Origin of the sequence: Bacillus haynesii (assembly GCF_001969855.1) — a bacterium.
In the GTDB taxonomy this organism is placed as follows: Bacteria; Bacillota; Bacilli; order Bacillales; family Bacillaceae; genus Bacillus; species Bacillus haynesii.
The window spans coordinates 65100-80774 of sequence record NZ_MRBL01000004.1 but is presented as its reverse complement, the minus strand read 5'-3'; the positions used below and the strand labels follow the sequence as shown (position 1 = coordinate 80774).

Sequence of the window (15675 nt, the reverse complement as noted above, 5' to 3'; positions counted from 1 at the left end):
TTCCCCCTTTCCCTAAGGAAAAAACTTTCTTTTTGAAAACGTCGTCCTTTTCATATACTAACCTTACGTCTTCCGAACCGAAGACGCAAACATTATGGACTTGATTGGAGGAGCCTAAAAAGAGATGCGAAATAAATCAAGAGGCTTTCCGAACATGAACAACAATAAATTTGAAGGTGAGCCCCGGGCCAAAGATGATTTTGCTTCAAAGCGCCCTGACGGAAGCACAAATACTCATCCGCAAGAAAGAATGAGGGCTTCCGGCAAACGCTAAACTTTTCTGGGATGGAGTGATTTCTTTTGTGTGCAAATCGCAAACCGTATACAAACGATTTTAACCAGATGAAAACGCAAAACTATCCGCAGCCATGGGCAAACACAAAGCATGCGCGCGCGCAGGTGAACGGAGAAACGCAGCAGACTCAGGACCTCATCATTCTCCAGCGCAACACGCGCATCCGGACAAGATAACATGTAAGAAAAGGGTTTAAGCTTTTGTCTTAGCCCTTTTCTTTTAATAAAGAAATCGGCAGAGCCTCTTCATGATCAGGTGACGAAAGACGGTATCCCCAGGCGAAGACGCCGTTTAAATAGCGGATATGGAAATCGTCGCCCCCATCTTCAATTTCATATACGTTGCCGGCTTTAAAATCGGCCGGATTAAGAAGATAAGCCTTCGCCATCGCGATTTTCCGTTCGTGGACGGCCAGCTCATTCACAATCCCCATTTGTTCCGCTTTTCTTGCCTTTTCGGTCAGACCCGCAATTTCCTGGTGCAATTCGTGTGCAGTCATTTCACTGTATCTTTTCTCCATATTCTCATCCCTTTTCATCTAAAAATTGGTCAATCATGTCGATAGAAAAACCTTTTCTGAAGAGATACTGTTTGACCTTCATTTTCGTTTCGTATGATCCGTCATAACCGTACCTCTTCATCGCTTTTTCCCCATGCTTCTCAAGCGCTTCCCTTTCAGCGCTGCCGTCGTTTTCGTAATCCGTTTCCTGAAGCGCGGCCGAGATGACATCGAAGGAGAATCCCTTTCTGACAAGGTGCTGTTCGATGGCCTGCTTCGTCTCTTTGGAGGACAGTTTTTTTTCTTTTTTCAGCAGTTTTTCCGCATGCTTGACCGCAGCCCCGACCTGATCGGAAAACGAAAACGAACTGAGCGCTTCCTGAATCAGTTCATCATCAATCCCTTTCAATTTAAGCTCTCTGAAGAGGACATCGGGGCCTTTGCCGCTCGTTTTTCTGTGGGTGCTGACATATGCAGCCGCAAATTCGCGGTCGTCCAAATATTTATAACCTTTAAGCATATGCAGAATTTCTGTGATTGCGGCGTCTGCGACGCCTTTTTTCTTGAGATGGTCTTTGACTTCCTTTGTCGAGCGCATCCGGTATGACAAATAATCGAGCGCTTTTTTGAACCCTTTTTTAACGTCGTCTCCGTACTGAATCTCAATGATATCAAGCTCATCAAGCTCTTTGCCTTTTCGCAGGTCAAACTTGACAAGCACGTCCAGGTCGACGCTGAACGCATATTTTTCATCCAGAAAAATATTGACCCGCTCTTCATTGTTTTTCTGGGCAGAAATCTTTGTAATATATGGCATAAATAACTCCCTTCTTTTGTTTTCTTCTTTTACAATAAGGTTAATGATCATGAAAGGGAGGAATCATGATGAAGATCGCGATTGCCGGCGGGGCAGGTTTTATCGGCAGGCATTTGACAAACGCCTTAACCGCCCGGGGACATCACGTCTATATTTTAACAAGAAAACCGGCTGAAACCGAACAAAAAAACACTTCTTACGTTCTCTGGCAAAAAAACGGCGCCCGCCCTGAAACAGAGCTGACCGATATCGATGTTTGGATCAATTTAGCCGGAAAATCGCTTTTCGGCCGTTGGAATGAAAAAACGAAGGCGGAGATCGCGACAAGCCGCCTCCGCTCTGTGCAGGAGTCCGCCCGCATCATACAAAGTCTTCAGAAGAAGCCGAACACCCTCATTCAGGCAAGCGCAGTCGGAATTTACGGAACCAGTCTTGAACAGACATTCACGGAGGTATCTCCAGTTTCGGATGAGGATTTTTTAAGCCGAACGACAGCTTTATGGGAAAAAGCAGCCGAACCAATCGAAACGCTTGGCATCCGCACCGTCTGGATGCGTTTCGGCATGGTGCTCGGAAAAGACGGAGGTGCGCTCCCGAAAATGGCGCTCCCCTATCAATTGTTTGCAGGCGGACGCATCGGCTCAGGGCAGCAATGGGTGCCGTGGATTCATATCGAAGACGCTGTCGGCATGATTTTATCAGCGATTGATCAGCCGCGGGTATCCGGCCCTGTCAATGTCACGGCACCGAATCCCGTTCAAATGGAAACATTCGGACAAACCGTCGCGAAAGTAGAAAAACGCCCCCACTGGCTCCCGGTACCCGAATTTGTGATAAAAGGCGTCCTCGGAGAAATGAGCATGCTCGTGCTGAAAGGACAGCGTGTCCTTCCGAAAAAAGCGCTTCAGCACGGCTATCATTTCTTATATCCCGAACTGGAAGATGCCCTGCATAACCTTTTGACATAAAAGGCATTTTCCAGCAAAAGCCTTGTAGCTTTTCCTTTCCCAGCTGCGTAAAATGTAAGTATCTTTTTAGCAGCATACACGTACTGGGAAGGCAAATGGTGCGCCACCAGGTCTCTGGTTTTAGTGGGTTCGATTCCCACCCCGAATTTTTTAATGGATGTGCAAGATACGCGGACAACTGTTTCCGCAAATTAAAAAATTCCGAGGGTGGATTCACGCGTCCCGTTCTGCTGTAAAAGCCGCCCTCAAACTAAGGAGGGGCTGCCATGCTGAAGAAACGGGAACTGACCGACTGCTATGCACTTTTTGAACTGATGATTCATCCGGATGTCTTCCCTTTTGTCAGAAATAAAGCGGAGACGCTTGAAGAGTATATGTTTCATGTCAAAAACATGATCGAAGCGGAAGAACAGGGAAAGCTGATATCGCGAACGATACTTGATGAATGGGAAAACCCGATCGGCTGCATCAGCTTGTATGAAATCGAAGATCAAAAAGGCTTCCTTGGCACATGGCTCGGCAAGCCTTACCATGGAAAAGGCTTGAACCAGCGGGCGAAAGACGCGTTTTTTTGCGAGCTTTTTTATGAAAAGCAAATCGAAGCCGTTTTTATGAAAATCAGAAAAACAAATATGCGCTCCCTTAAAGCGGCAGAAAAGCTCCCATATGCCGTCAAAGCTGATTTTGACTGGGCCGGCAGCGATACATTTCACCTGTATGAAATCCCGAAAGATTTGTACACGCTGTACAGCATGAGAACATTCGAAGAGGAAAACCGCCGGTTAAAAGAAGCTTAAAACTTGTATAAATGCCGCTGAAACGGACAGCCTGTGAATAACTGAGGTTTTGAGGAGGCTTGAAAAGATGGCTGACAAGAAAAAACGGGAGCGTTTTAAATCCCCTCTCAACAAGACGCAGGAAGTCAGATATTCGCGCGAATTTAAAAGGGCTGAGCGCGCCGCAAGGGAAAAATCGTAATGCATAGCGGGAGCCTGATCAGCGAACAATAAGGCTTGACAGGCCGATTATTGATGAGGAGTGATCATATGGGCAGAAATGCAATCCACAAAAACCGTGACAAAAACAAGCAAAAACTCCCTCAAGTTCCTGATCAGTATAAGAGAGAAGCTGACGGAGTGTACGAAGAATATTCTGCAGAGCTCGCCGATCAGGATGACCGCGAAGCACAAGCCCGCATGCAGGAAGCTGATAAGCGCGCGGAAAAGCGGCAGTCAAAATAATAATCGAGGCCCGGGTTTCCTGGGCCTCATTCTTTAAGTTAATTCAGTAAAAAGCTGTGCGGCCGGGGTCCTGTGCTTCGCTTCAGGAATTTCCGCAGGATATCCGATCTGCAAGAGAGCTGCTACCCGCTCATCGCGCTCCAGTCCCATTAACCTGTGCAATGTTTCATGAGAGAGAACTTCCCCGCTTTTCCATACCATGCCGATGCCTTTTTCCCAAGCGAGCAGCTGCAGATTCTGGATCAAACAGCTGACGGCTGCAAAATCATCTCGTCTGACCCGTTCGTTTTCGTCTTCTTTCATAATAACGAAGAGAAAAGCCGGAACGCTGAGAATATGCTCCCTGAACTTATTGATTTGTTCTTCCTGCATATTCGGCTTGAGCTCTTTAAACGCCGCTTTTAAATTGTCGGCATGCTTCTTTTTCCCGCTTTCCGTTCCGATATAAATGAATCGCCACGGTTCTGTCAGCTTGTGGTTCGGAGCATAAATCGCATCTTCCAAGAGTTCCAGCACCACTTCCTTCGGCACCGGATCCTGTTTAAACTTTCGAATCGTTCTTCTATTTCTGACGCAATCGCGAATACTTTGGATGTCTAACGTGTCGTTCATGTGGCCGCCCCCTTAAATGAAAATGATTATCATTGTTGATTATAATGTTTACCGCTTCTGTTTGCAATGATCATCACTCGTTAAAAAAGGCGGTACCTGTTTTACATCTCAAAGCTTTGCTTTTCAGCAAACACTGCGGTTCCTGTCATACGCACTTTCATGATGCCGTTTTGTTCCGCAACTTCGATTTTCACTTTCCCGTCTTTCCCCATTTCCTGGCCCTGTTCGATCAGAAAAACAGTCCGGTCCTCTTCACAGAGTTCCTTTCCGTACGTTTTCATATAAGCGCCCATTACTCCTGATGCCGTTCCTGTGACAGGATCTTCACTCGTTCCGGAATAAGGCGATGAAAAATGCCTGCCGTGAAGCTGGCAATCCCGATGGAGCGTCTCCAGGCAAAACGGGTGAACAGACGCCTGCGGCATCTCGGTTAAAACGTTGGGAAATTCAGCTTGAACGGGCTTCATCCTGCGGATCGCAGCCAAATCTTTCACCGGCACAAGCAATGTCCATATCCCTGTGCTCCCGTAAACAACGGGCAATGCTTCATGAAAGTCCGCTTCACTGATCCCCAGCGCTTCCGCCAGTTGGCTTCTGCTTCCTGTGAAAGGCTGAAAACACGGAGGCGCCTGCTCCAACGTCACCAAAAACCGCCGATCGTCGTCAGAGGCGGTATACACGGAAAGAACGCCCGCTTTTGTTTCGACCTTCAGCTCCACCCCGGCTTCGATCACGCCTTTTTCCAGAAGCGCATAAAGAGAAGCAACAGTCGCATGTCCGCATAGATTCATTTCATGGCCCGGCGTAAAGTAGCGTATCCTTATGTCAGCCGACTCGCTCGGAAGCAGGAAAGCCGTTTCGTTATAGCCTGCCCGTTCAGCGGTCTTCTGCATCTCACGATCGGTCAACCCGTCTGCATCAAGCACGATGCCCGCCGGATTTCCCTGACCCGCCGTCTTTGAAAATGCGTCATATCTTAATACTTCAATTTGCTTCATTTTTGTTCCCCCATTTGTCGATTCGATCCTTCCCTTCCAGTCATTTGCAGTATACCGCCTTTTGAGTGCTTCTTACAATGGCAATCTAAAAAAGACCGTTTTTAAAAAACGGTCTCACTTCGTTCTCCTTCCGATCAGCCTTGTCACAAGGATCATCGTCACCGGGAGAGATCGGTTTTTCCGATAGGCTAAATATTTCCCCCGCCAAACCGGTTTATATTTTTCTTTAAAAGACCGCAGTCCGCTAAAACTGTACATGTAGCTGACATTGTTGAAAATCACGGCGGCCAGTCGCTCCGTCCAGAACGACTGAAACGTTGTCCCTACATTCGATAAAGGGGCCATTCCCATATTGAAGGCCGTGTAGCCCTGTTCTTTTCCCCATTGAAATAAATAGATGAACAACGCATCCATGATTCCTTTCGGTGCTTTCTTTGAATAGCGCATCAGATCGATGGATATTTCCCCTTCGCGGTACATCGGCATGATATTCATAAACGCGACGATCTCGCCTTCTTCGCTTTTTAAAACGGCAATTGGCGCTTTTTGCAAATAATCTTCATGAAAAAACCCGAGCGAAAAGCCTTTTTCTTTTTTTCGGCCGAGCCATTCATCAGATACCTGCCTCAATTCATTGAGGAATTCTGCCGAAAACGGCGGCTGTTCGACATGGAATGTATACCCTTCCCGTTCAAAACGGTTGTGGATCGCCCTTAATCCGGCCCGCTTTTTTCCGCTGATTGTAAAGGTGTCAAGGTCGACAATCGCCTCTTCTCCAAGCTTGAAAAAGCGGTATCCGAAATCATGATAGAGCGCCATGTCTTCTCGTTCGATCTGATAGAAAATGACAAGATACCCTTTTTGGTCAGCCGCATGAAGGAATTCTTTGATCACGAGCGGAAACGAGTCTTCCCGGCCGGACGGGTCGCCGAGCACAACGAGGCGCTGGCCGACTTTGGCGAATTGAATCAGCGCATTCCCGTCGCTTGAATAAAAAAACCGCTTGTCCCCCAAAAAGCCCAAATGGCTCAAAGCGTTGCCTCCTTTTTCTTCTAAGAATGCCTCCAGTTTCTCCGAATCAGGCTCTTCACCGATCTCTTTCGTTTTCCTGTTAAACGCCCAGATAAAAACAGCGAAATACAGCGGAACGAAAAATAACGCAAAAACCGTCGCAAAGTTGACATGGCGTTCACTGTGAATGAAATAATCTTTCACAAGAAGATGGCCGAGCCCCTCCCAAATGTGTGAAGCGATAATATTGTAATTCAACAAAGTAAAGAGGAAGATAAAAGCTCCCCATGCGATTTGTCCGAATGTGTAGACAGCCCGCTCTCTTGTAAACTGCCACCTCAGCAATACAAACAGGGAAAACACCACAGGAATCATAAAGACCGCGCTAATATTAAAGCCTTTAAAAAGCGTGAACAGAAAGGCAAGCGCCAAAGCGGTCAGCGTCATATAATAAGATCTCTTTGTCCTCCTATAAAGCTCCAGCGGCAGGATCAGCAAAATCAAGCCGAAACTGAGGGATAAACCGTTAAAAAACACCAGCATGAACTTCGAAATATTCGGTATCAATGTAATCCTGTCAATCGGCAGCGCCACAGATGCGATCACAATCGCTCCGCTGCAAAATGCGATGACTGAAAGCGAACCGTTCAGCAGTCTGAATAGCAGCGCTCTGTGTAAAATCAACAAAATATTGGTCGTTTCTATTGCCGGGGCAATAATCGGTTTTTCTTCGAGCTTCTTCATCGTATTCCCAGTCAAGTCGGCTGCTGCAAAAATGAGACCGAACACAAAAGGGATAAACGAATAGGCGATCCGGTAGAGCACAACCGCCGTCAGAGTGATTTCCTGATCAACCCCCAGCTGGCTCATCCCGACCAAAAAAAGCAGGTCGAACGAACCGAATCCGCCGGGAACGAGACTGATCATTCCGGCTACCGATGCAATCGTAAATACGCCGATGACGGTTTTTGCGTCCAATTCGACGCCCATCGTCACAAGGGAATAATACATGACCGCTGCAGCGGCAAACCACTCGATGACCGATGCCCCCAAATAAGAAAAGAAGACCGTAAGCCGCATGCCCTTTTCGGCTCCTGCGCTTCTTTTCTTTTTGATCATTAAAATGACGGCCGCACCTGGAGCGATCATTGCCGTACCGGTAACAGCCAGCAGCACCCACGTTTTTTCTGTAAACAGATCCCCGGCGGGCAGAACCCCGGCAAGGACGAGAAGGCTAAGGACAGACAGCCCGAGAAGAATCGAAGACGCAAGCCAAGCGATCCCCCTGATCAGCTTCTTCACATCATCAACATGCTCTTTGTAAAGGATCGTTCTCAATCCTGCACCGGACAATCCGCCGAACCCGAGAACATTGTTAAGTGAGTTGGCGATCCATGATACCTTGATCGTTTTCCATTTCGAAACCTTCATTCCGAGGGAGCGGACCAGAACAAAATCGTATAATGTCATCGCCAAAATGGCGGCAAGTCCGAGAAAAACAAGGATAAACAGGTCAATCCGATTAATTTGATCGATAATCAAAAATGTTTCTTTAAAAGACAGCCCGGCCAGTTCTTTTTTCGCTTGAAAAAAGACGAACAAAAGAACAGCCGCCGGAATCGCGATCCTTAAAATCGCCAGCGCATTTTTTTTCATAAAAAACCACTTCTCTCTAATCACAGGATACATCCATCACGTTTTGGGTGATAACTCATATATCTTACCTTAATTTACCGGCTAGAAAAAGCAAAAATCAACGATTCCGCTGTTATGTTAGTGTTAACAATCCCCTCTGAAAACAAACGGCAAACAAAAAACGCGCCGAGGCGCGTTTTTTCAGTTCCAATCCATTCTTTTTCGAAGTGCAGTAATATGGGCAATATGGTGGTGTGAGTGCCACACATAGAGAGCGAGCGCTTGATACAGCTTCATTTCCTCTCCTGTGTCAGGATAAACGTACGGCTTTTCAAAATCCGCTTCTGTCAAAGATTCAAAAAGAGCGGCCCAGCGCAGATGCAGTGTGTTCAAAAGCGTCAGCGACAAATCCGGATCGAGCGTTCTGGCATCGGTAAGTCCGGCCCAATTCTGTTCGTCAAACGTGCGGATCAAAGGCGCCTCCTCTGTCAGCGCCAATTTGCTTCGAATATAGCCGTTCATATGGCTGTCGGCGAGATGGTGAACGACTTGCCGGACCGTCCAGCCTCCGTTCCGGTACGCCGTATCAAGCTGTTCTTCATTTAGTCCCGCCACCGCACTTCTCAGGAGATGCGGCGCTTGCTTCAGATCGCCGATCCATTTTTCCCGTTCCCTTTCGTCCGCTTCAAGCGGTTTGGAAAAGGTGCCGATCGGGTATTTCAACTGATCCATTGTCTGTTCCTCCCCTAGTCGCAATACACGTCATCATACTTTCCAAAAAGGTATTCGATCTGTTCATAGGTATTCCTTGCTTCCGATAATTCAGGCAGATTCTCCAATGAGAAAAAACCAAGGTTTTGCGTTTCTGTTCCCGCTTCCGCCTTGCCTCCGACAATTTGACAGGAGATAAACAGCTTATAGATGTGGAAGGCGGAAGGGGGGTGGTTGTGGCGCTTTTTATCCATGACCGCCAGAAGTTTATGCGCCTTGACTTTCAAACCTGTCTCTTCAAGCGTTTCTTTAACCGCTATTTCTTTCGGCGTAAAGCCGATGTCTGCCCATCCGCCTGGCAGCGCCCATTTACCGTCTGCTTTTTCCTGGACAAGGAGGATCTTGCGATCTTTAAAAATCACGGCTCTCACATCGACTTTAGGCGTTTGATAGCCCGATTCCCCGGCAAAAAGCTCTTTCACTTTCGAGAAATCGGTTTCCGCATAATCGGCGATGATTTCGCAGCTCAGCTCGCGAAGCCGCTCAAAACGTTCACGATCAAAGTCATCTTTTGTATAGGCAAGCCCCGCCTGGGCGATGGCTTGAATTTCCTTTGCCCAATCCAGCCATTTCAGATCCTTTGTCATTCGCTGATCCCCCGATCTGCAGGAGCTATAGACCGGTAGACACGGTCAAGCCATTGCGTGCGTTTTTCTTCAGTGCTGTCTTTCACGCCGGCAAACAGCAGGCGCCTTACCCGCCGTACGCCGCAAAACCTCAACATCACATCTTTAACCGTCACCCAGTCGGCATCCCGCCGCCAAAACCGCAAATACCATGACGGAGCGTCAGCCGTGTAGTAAACCGTTGCCGTTCGCGCCTTCAGCAGGCCTTTTGGCAGCTTTCCTTGATATGTATAGGCTTCTCCGGCGGCAAAAACGCGGTCAATAAATCCTTTCATGATCGCCGGCATCCCGCCCCACCAAAGCGGATAAATGAAAATCAGATGGTCGGCGTTTTTGACAATTCTTCGATATTCGGCGGTTTCCGGGTCACGTTTCATATCAGACCGCCTTTTCTTTTCATCAAATAAAAGAACGGGATCAAATCGGTCTTTGTACAAATCAATGACGTCATAAGAATGTTTACCGTCCTCAAGCGCCCTTATGACTTGATGTAAAATAGCTCCGTTGAAACTGTTTGGATTTGGGTGCGCATATATAACGGCAGTCTGCATATCGCTTCCTCCTTTTCGTCCTTTGATGGAATTATATTGTTTATTTTGCAGAATTTAAAGAAAATAAACTTGGATCGAACATGATATGAAAAACCCTTTCCTTTTGAAAAGCCGGAAAGGGTTCTCTGTTTAGTTTGCCTTTTTCAGATCCTCATTCAGTTCTTTCATAATCTTTCCGCCGCCATGCTTCTCCCATTTCACGACTGCCTGATCAAAGCTATTTTCATTGATTTCCCCGAGAATAAATTTGAATGTGGCATCATCCATGATTTTCTTCAATTCTGTTCCCCTGTCCATCTGTGTGGCAGAATACAGCGGTTCGGCCGGGTTCTGGACTGCGATTGCCCGGTTGTCCTCCTCAAGCTTTTCATTTTTGGCGCGGAGCGGATCTTCAGCGCTTTTTAAAGCTTGTTTATTGACGCCAATCAGCTGATTTAGCGGCTGAATTTCCGCTTCCCACAGATGGTAGTTTTCCTGTTTTCGAAAATAGCCGCTGTCGCCTTTCTTTTCATAGTGTACGCCTTCTATTCCATACAACATTAAATTGTTGAGGTCTTCTTCAGCGATTCTGTCAAAAAATGCGAGGATTTTTTTGACCTCTTCTTCAGTCTTGACGCTTGATTTCGAAATGGCGAACATCCCGCCATGCCCGCCGAGCGCCCATGTGCGCTCCTTGCCGTCGGGTCCCTTGATCCGGTTTGCGATATCAAGCTGAAAGCCGGGGTTCAAAGCGAGTCCCTGATCACGCAAGTTCATGGCATCGCTCATCGCGCCGATATAGATTCCCGCTTTTCCCTGAATCATTAGATCCTGCTGCTGCGTTTTGCTTGTCACCGCAAAGTCCCGGTTCATCAGGCCTTCTTCATAAAACTTTTTCAGATATGCCATTGCGTCTTTATAGGCCTCATGCTTAAAATAAGGGAACAGATTTCCGTCTTCGTCCGTTCCCCATTCATTCGGTGCGCCAAAGTATGAAGCCAGGGTTTTAAACGCTCCGAAGGTGAGATCATTGCGGTCGGAGAGACCGAACGTGTCGTCTTTTCCGTTTTGATCGGGGTCCTGCTCTGTAAATGCTTTTGCTATTTTATAAAGGTCATCAACGGTTTCCGGCATTTCCAATCCGAGATTGTCGAGCCAGTCTTTCCGAATCACGACTCCCTGCCTGGCCATGGGCCTTTCTCTATAAATCCCGTAAACTTTGCCATCAACCGAGATATTTTTTAAAATGGTTTTATCAAGTTTTCTTAAATTCGGATAGTCTTTTAAATAAGGTCCGATTTCCCAGAACATTCCCGATCGCAGCGCGCTGACAACCGCTGAATCTTCAAGATCAGGCAATGTCATCACTTTAGGCATGCTTCCGCTTGCAAGGGTTGTATTGATCCGCTCTTCTTTTGTTGAATCCGGAACCCAGATGAGCTTCAGCTTTGTATTCGTTTTGTCTTCAATGATATCGAGCGCCTTCTCCTTCGGAGGGTGCGGTGTGTGGAGCGGTACGAGCCAATCGATTTCAAGCGCCCCGTCCTTTTCCGTTGACGCCTTTTGCTGAGTACAGCCCGCTGAAAAAACCAAAATCAAGATCAGGCAACATAACTTTTTCATATGATCCCTCCCATTTGTTAAGAAAACGCTTTCAAGGAGGAATGCCCGACATGCTCCATCCTAAATATTTCATAGCCGAGCATTCTTTTTCGATTCAATATATGCAGAGAAAAGGATTTACCGAGATGAACGCGCCGCATGTTCATGAAGGTTATGAACTGTATTATCTGCTCAGCGGAGAACGCACGTATTTTATTAACCAAAGCGTCTATACCGCGGAAAAAGGCTCAATGATCATCATCAACCCCCACGACCTCCACCGAACGTCAAGCACGGAAGTTCAAGAGTTCGAACGCATCCTGATTAATTTCTCGCACGATTTCATTGAACCTTTGCTTGAGTGCAGCCATTATCGGCTTCTTCCGTTTCCGGAAAACCAAAATTTCATCGCATTTTCCCTCCGTGAACAGGCGGCAGTCGAACATCTGCTGATGGAGATGAAAAAGGAGTGCAAGTTGAAAAAAGAAGGGTACGAAGATGTCGTCAGGGCGCTGCTGTTTCAGTTGCTTTTCACCATTTACCGGAACCTTGCGGGTGGCGGACGCAATCAAACACGGCCGCTTCACCCGATGGATGAAAAAATCTCGGAAATCGCTTCATATATCAATGGCAGCTTTCAAGAAACGATGACGTTAAACGGGCTGGCCGGACAATTTTATATCAGCCCATCCTATTTAAGCAGAGTGTTTAAAAAAGTGACCGGCTTTCATCTTCAGGAGTATATCCGGCATATCAGAATCCGCGAAGCGAAAAAACGGCTTCGTGATACAGACGAGAAAATATTGGACATCGCCGCGGATACCGGTTTTAAGCATATCAGCCACTTTAATAAAGTATTTAAAGAAATCGTCGGCATCCCGCCGCTTCAATACAGAAAAAAAAGCAGAGACATTTAATATGCGGTATAACGGAACCAGTCAAAATCAGCGGCGGCCTTTCTGCCGTTTCCGCCGTTATTGGCGAATACCCCAACCATCGTTCCCGTATGGCCCTTTGCGTCACGCGACCCCTCATCGCTTAAGAAACGGGCGTCATCAGTACCGCCTGCGTGATGCCAATGCTTCCCTTCATAACTGTAGTAAAAATCCCTCTTTTGCTTATTGATGACAGCTTTTAAAAACAGCGGGCCGGCCTCGGCATGTTTTTCCTCCAGCGTTTTTTGGAAGCCGGAGCGATTTTCCACGACCTTGATCTTTAATCCTTCTTCATAGGTCAGGCAGCATTTCAAATAATTATTCGTGCTGTAGTAGCAGACGATCCCCGCTTGCTCGCCGGACGCCGCAGGTGAAAAGTCGAGTTTTACACCGGCGCTGTATTGGTGGTGCTTTTCCCTTCTGACGACCGTATTTTTTGCACGGATGTCGTGTAAATCCCAATCACCTGTCCACAGCCTGAGATATCCCGGTCTTTCGGTCAAAGACCAGCCGGAATGATCGGGATTTCTGACAAACTGCCAGTCAAGACCGAGCGTATCATCGTCAAAATCGTCGAAATTCTTTTCATCCCATTTGACCGGGGGAAGGTTTGGAGCGCGCTGGATCAGGCTCGGGCCGTTCAAGCTGTTGATGACAAACCAGCCGTCATCCTTCCATTCGACGGGATCCAAAGCGGTCTCCCTCCCAACCGTTGTATACTTTCCCTCATTGGGCCGTCCGCATAGATACACCGCCCACCATTCTCCATTCTGGGTTTCAACGAGCTTGCCGTGCCCTGCTCTTTGAATCGGAGCATCCGGATCTGTCTGCGTTAAAATCGGATTATACGGGCAGGGCTCATAAGGGCCGTACAAATGCGTTGAGCGGGCTGTCGTGATCGAGTGGGAATATCCGGTGCCTCCTTCTGCCAATATCGCGTAGTAATAACCGTCTTTTTTCAGCAAATGCGGCCCTTCAGGCGCCCTCCTTCCGGTCCCTTCCCAAATCTGAACCGGCTCGCCGGAGATGTCTGTGCATTCGTCATTTAAAGGAAAGAGCGTGCAGGCAGGACTGAGCAGCATATAGTGTTTCCCGTCGCCGTCAACGAAGTGAGAAGGATCGATGCCGCTGCCTTCATCAATGAAAACGGGCTTTGAATAAGGCCCTTCAGGGCGGCTGGACTTGATCATGATCTGCCTGCGGATCAGCTTTCGGCCATTGATGACGGTCGGTCCGTTCAGCCTGTGTGTCGCGAAAATGTAGAAGGTTCCGTCATGATACGAGATATCGGGCGCCCAAATGCCGTGCGAATCATTGATATCAGACAGGTCCAATCCGTCATTTTCCGTGATTCCGTGGCCGATGATCTTCCAATGAACTAAATCTTTAGAGTGGGAAATAACGATTGCCGGGAAATACTGAAACGTTGAGTTCACCATGTAATAATCTTCCCCGACTCTGATGATTGAAGGATCCGGATGAAAGCCGGTCAACACCGGGTTCGTATATGTGTGTTCACCGTTCATGGCATTCCCCCCTTGCCGGTTCGACACTGAACCAATCGATATCGCACCAGCCGTCCTGTCCGTCTGCTCCTCCGGTATCGGCGCAATATACACCTGCTTTGGCACCTGTCCACAGCCCGGGAACAGCCTGAAACGAATCCCCAATCTGTGTGAATTGACGCTGATCCATGCTGTAGCTGAAACGGCAGACCGCCTGTTCATCAACAGTCACGCGCAAATAGACCGTTTCCGTATGTACGCCGCGCTCTTCTGTTTTGATATCTTCCTGTTCACCTTCCATACGGCCTTCGTATACAGAAAGCCGATAACCGTTTTCCGATTTCGAAAAGCCGAGATAGGCGTATTCCCTTCCCATGACAGCCAAGCCGGCAATCATAGTTTCCGACAAGGCGTTTAGCGACAATTTGACCGTTGCTGTGAAGCTTGGCCCCGAAAATTTCTGCATCAGAAGGTTCGGCAGGCGGCTCAGTTTGAACGGATGCGGGATGCCGCGGCTGTACAAGCGAAGCCGGCCGGGTCTGGCGCTGAGAGAGTACCATTCTTGCTTCGGATTCGCTTCCCATTGCCAATGAAGCGCAAGGCGATCTGAAGAAAAATCATCATTGGCATGGTCAAAGGGTTGTTTCACTTCTTTGGCGTTCGTCTTCGGCTTTTCCCATTGCAAAACCGGTTCGCCGATTCCGTCGCCGTTTATGTCTTCGCCCAGCAGCGGCCAGCCGTCGATCCAGCGGACAGGTTGAAGGTGCACAACTCTGCCGAATGGTCCGCAATCTTGAAAGTGGATAAACCATGATTCTTCGGAATCAAGCTCAACCCAGCCTCCCTGGTGCGGACCGTTAATGGCCGTATTTCCTTGGTGGAGGACAACCTTGTCTTCATAGGGACCGTAAATCTGCTTGCTCCGCAAAACCGTCTGCCAGCCTGTCTTCACCCCTCCGGCCGGAGCAAAGATATAATAATAGCCGTCTTTTTTATACAGTTTCGGCCCTTCAATCGTAGGGTGATTCATCGTGCCGTCAAAGACAATCTCTCCATCGTCTTCCAAAGCCGTTCCGTCTTTTTTCATTCGGCAAAGGTTCAGCTTGCTCTTAATTCCGATTCTGCTGTTTGCGTACGCATGAATCAAATAGGCATTTCCGTCGTCATCCCAAAATGGACAAGGATCAATCCAGCCCTTTGTCTTTTTGACGTGTATGAGAGGCTCCCATCCTTTAAACGGATCTGATGTTTTGCTCATGAAGATTCCTTCATCAGGCGTTGCGAAATACACCCAGAATTCCCCGTTATGGTACCGAATGCTCGGCGCCCATGCTCCTTTGCCGTGAGCGGGGGCCTCGTATTCGCCGAAGGGGAGCTCGTCAAACACATGGCTGATCAAAGACCAATTCACCAAATCTGTCGAGTGCAAAATAGGAATTCCGGGAAAACAGGAAAAACTTGAGGCCGCCATAAAAAAGTCGCTGCCTTTCCGAACGACATCCGGGTCTGAGTAGTCCATGAACAGAACGGGATTGCAAAACCGCCCGCCGTCAATGTTCGGATTCCAGACAGGCGGATGTTTCGCCTTCCCAGTCAGGCTTTTTGCCATCCATTCTCACCCCTGTTTCAT

Annotated in this window: 18 protein-coding genes; 7 read left to right on the top strand and 11 right to left on the bottom strand. The window is 47.9% G+C overall.

Annotation, left to right across the window (positions count from 1 at the left end; all coding sequences use genetic code 11):
- Positions 1 to 124 precede the first annotated feature (124 nt).
- On the top strand, positions 125 to 274 hold the full coding sequence (locus tag BTA31_RS04530) for a small, acid-soluble spore protein K (protein WP_003179924.1): 150 nt from the start codon (positions 125 to 127) through the stop codon (positions 272 to 274).
- Positions 275 to 300: 26 nt separating this feature from the next.
- Positions 301 to 471, top strand: coding sequence for a YpzG family protein (locus BTA31_RS04525; protein WP_003179922.1), 171 nt, complete (start codon positions 301 to 303; stop codon positions 469 to 471).
- A gap of 29 nt (positions 472 to 500) precedes the next feature.
- On the opposite strand, the gene BTA31_RS04520 is transcribed toward BTA31_RS04525, so the two are convergent.
- Positions 501 to 815, bottom strand: coding sequence for a YfhH family protein (locus BTA31_RS04520; RefSeq protein WP_076789271.1), 315 nt, complete (start codon positions 813 to 815; stop codon positions 501 to 503).
- Between the two features lie 4 nt (positions 816 to 819).
- Positions 820 to 1611 carry a recombination regulator RecX gene (gene recX, locus BTA31_RS04515; RefSeq protein ID WP_076789325.1) on the bottom strand — a complete coding sequence of 264 codons (792 nt, stop codon included), beginning with the start codon at positions 1609 to 1611 and terminating at the stop codon, positions 820 to 822.
- Between the two features lie 68 nt (positions 1612 to 1679).
- Here recX and BTA31_RS04510 point away from each other — a divergent pair, with 68 nt between their 5' ends.
- From BTA31_RS04510 to BTA31_RS04495, 4 genes are all read left to right on the top strand, one after another.
- On the top strand, positions 1680 to 2579 hold the full coding sequence (locus tag BTA31_RS04510) for a TIGR01777 family oxidoreductase (protein ID WP_076789266.1): 900 nt from the start codon (positions 1680 to 1682) through the stop codon (positions 2577 to 2579).
- Positions 2580 to 2845: 266 nt separating this feature from the next.
- The gene (locus tag BTA31_RS04505; RefSeq protein ID WP_076789263.1) at positions 2846 to 3376 is read left to right on the top strand and encodes a GNAT family N-acetyltransferase; all 531 of its coding nucleotides are present in this window, start codon (positions 2846 to 2848) and stop codon (positions 3374 to 3376) included.
- Positions 3377 to 3443: 67 nt separating this feature from the next.
- Positions 3444 to 3557, top strand: a complete 114-nt coding sequence (locus tag BTA31_RS04500) for a YfhE family protein (RefSeq protein WP_076762437.1) — start codon at positions 3444 to 3446, stop codon at positions 3555 to 3557.
- 68 nt (positions 3558 to 3625) lie between these two features.
- Positions 3626 to 3820, top strand: coding sequence for a YfhD family protein (locus BTA31_RS04495; protein ID WP_076789258.1), 195 nt, complete (start codon positions 3626 to 3628; stop codon positions 3818 to 3820).
- A gap of 33 nt (positions 3821 to 3853) precedes the next feature.
- Here BTA31_RS04495 and BTA31_RS04490 read toward each other — a convergent pair whose 3' ends face one another.
- From BTA31_RS04490 to BTA31_RS04460, 7 genes are all read right to left on the bottom strand, one after another.
- Positions 3854 to 4432, bottom strand: coding sequence for a nitroreductase family protein (locus tag BTA31_RS04490; RefSeq protein WP_076789254.1), 579 nt, complete (start codon positions 4430 to 4432; stop codon positions 3854 to 3856).
- Between the two features lie 101 nt (positions 4433 to 4533).
- Entirely contained in the window at positions 4534 to 5430 is an 897-nt protein-coding gene (locus tag BTA31_RS04485; protein WP_076789249.1) for a PhzF family phenazine biosynthesis isomerase, read from the bottom strand.
- A 114-nt stretch (positions 5431 to 5544) separates the two neighbouring features.
- Positions 5545 to 8097 (bottom strand): bifunctional lysylphosphatidylglycerol flippase/synthetase MprF, encoded by a 2553-nt coding sequence (gene mprF, locus BTA31_RS04480; protein WP_043925856.1) that lies wholly within the window; start codon positions 8095 to 8097, stop codon positions 5545 to 5547.
- Positions 8098 to 8277: 180 nt separating this feature from the next.
- Positions 8278 to 8808 carry a YfiT family bacillithiol transferase gene (locus tag BTA31_RS04475; RefSeq protein ID WP_076789244.1) on the bottom strand — a complete coding sequence of 177 codons (531 nt, stop codon included), beginning with the start codon at positions 8806 to 8808 and terminating at the stop codon, positions 8278 to 8280.
- Positions 8809 to 8822: 14 nt separating this feature from the next.
- A complete protein-coding gene (locus BTA31_RS04470) occupies positions 8823 to 9434 on the bottom strand; it encodes an NUDIX hydrolase (protein WP_076789240.1) in 612 nt (203 codons plus the stop codon).
- Positions 9431 to 10024, bottom strand: coding sequence for an NAD(P)H-dependent oxidoreductase (locus BTA31_RS04465; RefSeq protein ID WP_076789237.1), 594 nt, complete (start codon positions 10022 to 10024; stop codon positions 9431 to 9433). Before BTA31_RS04465 ends, BTA31_RS04470 begins: the two co-directional genes overlap by 4 nt.
- A 129-nt stretch (positions 10025 to 10153) precedes the next feature.
- Complete coding sequence (locus BTA31_RS04460; RefSeq protein ID WP_076789234.1) at positions 10154 to 11626, bottom strand: extracellular solute-binding protein; 1473 nt, start codon at positions 11624 to 11626, stop codon at positions 10154 to 10156.
- A 50-nt stretch (positions 11627 to 11676) separates the two neighbouring features.
- Between BTA31_RS04460 and BTA31_RS04455 the strand changes: the two genes are divergently transcribed.
- The gene (locus tag BTA31_RS04455; protein WP_083698263.1) at positions 11677 to 12522 is read left to right on the top strand and encodes an AraC family transcriptional regulator; all 846 of its coding nucleotides are present in this window, start codon (positions 11677 to 11679) and stop codon (positions 12520 to 12522) included.
- Here the strand turns inward: BTA31_RS04455 and BTA31_RS04450 are convergent.
- The gene (locus BTA31_RS04450; RefSeq protein WP_076789226.1) at positions 12519 to 14066 is read right to left on the bottom strand and encodes a glycoside hydrolase family 43 protein; all 1548 of its coding nucleotides are present in this window, start codon (positions 14064 to 14066) and stop codon (positions 12519 to 12521) included. The two genes, BTA31_RS04455 and BTA31_RS04450, sit on opposite strands and share 4 nt — an antisense overlap.
- On the bottom strand, positions 14056 to 15654 hold the full coding sequence (locus BTA31_RS04445) for a glycoside hydrolase family 43 protein (RefSeq protein WP_076789222.1): 1599 nt from the start codon (positions 15652 to 15654) through the stop codon (positions 14056 to 14058). Before BTA31_RS04445 ends, BTA31_RS04450 begins: the two co-directional genes overlap by 11 nt.
- Positions 15655 to 15675 lie beyond the last annotated feature (21 nt).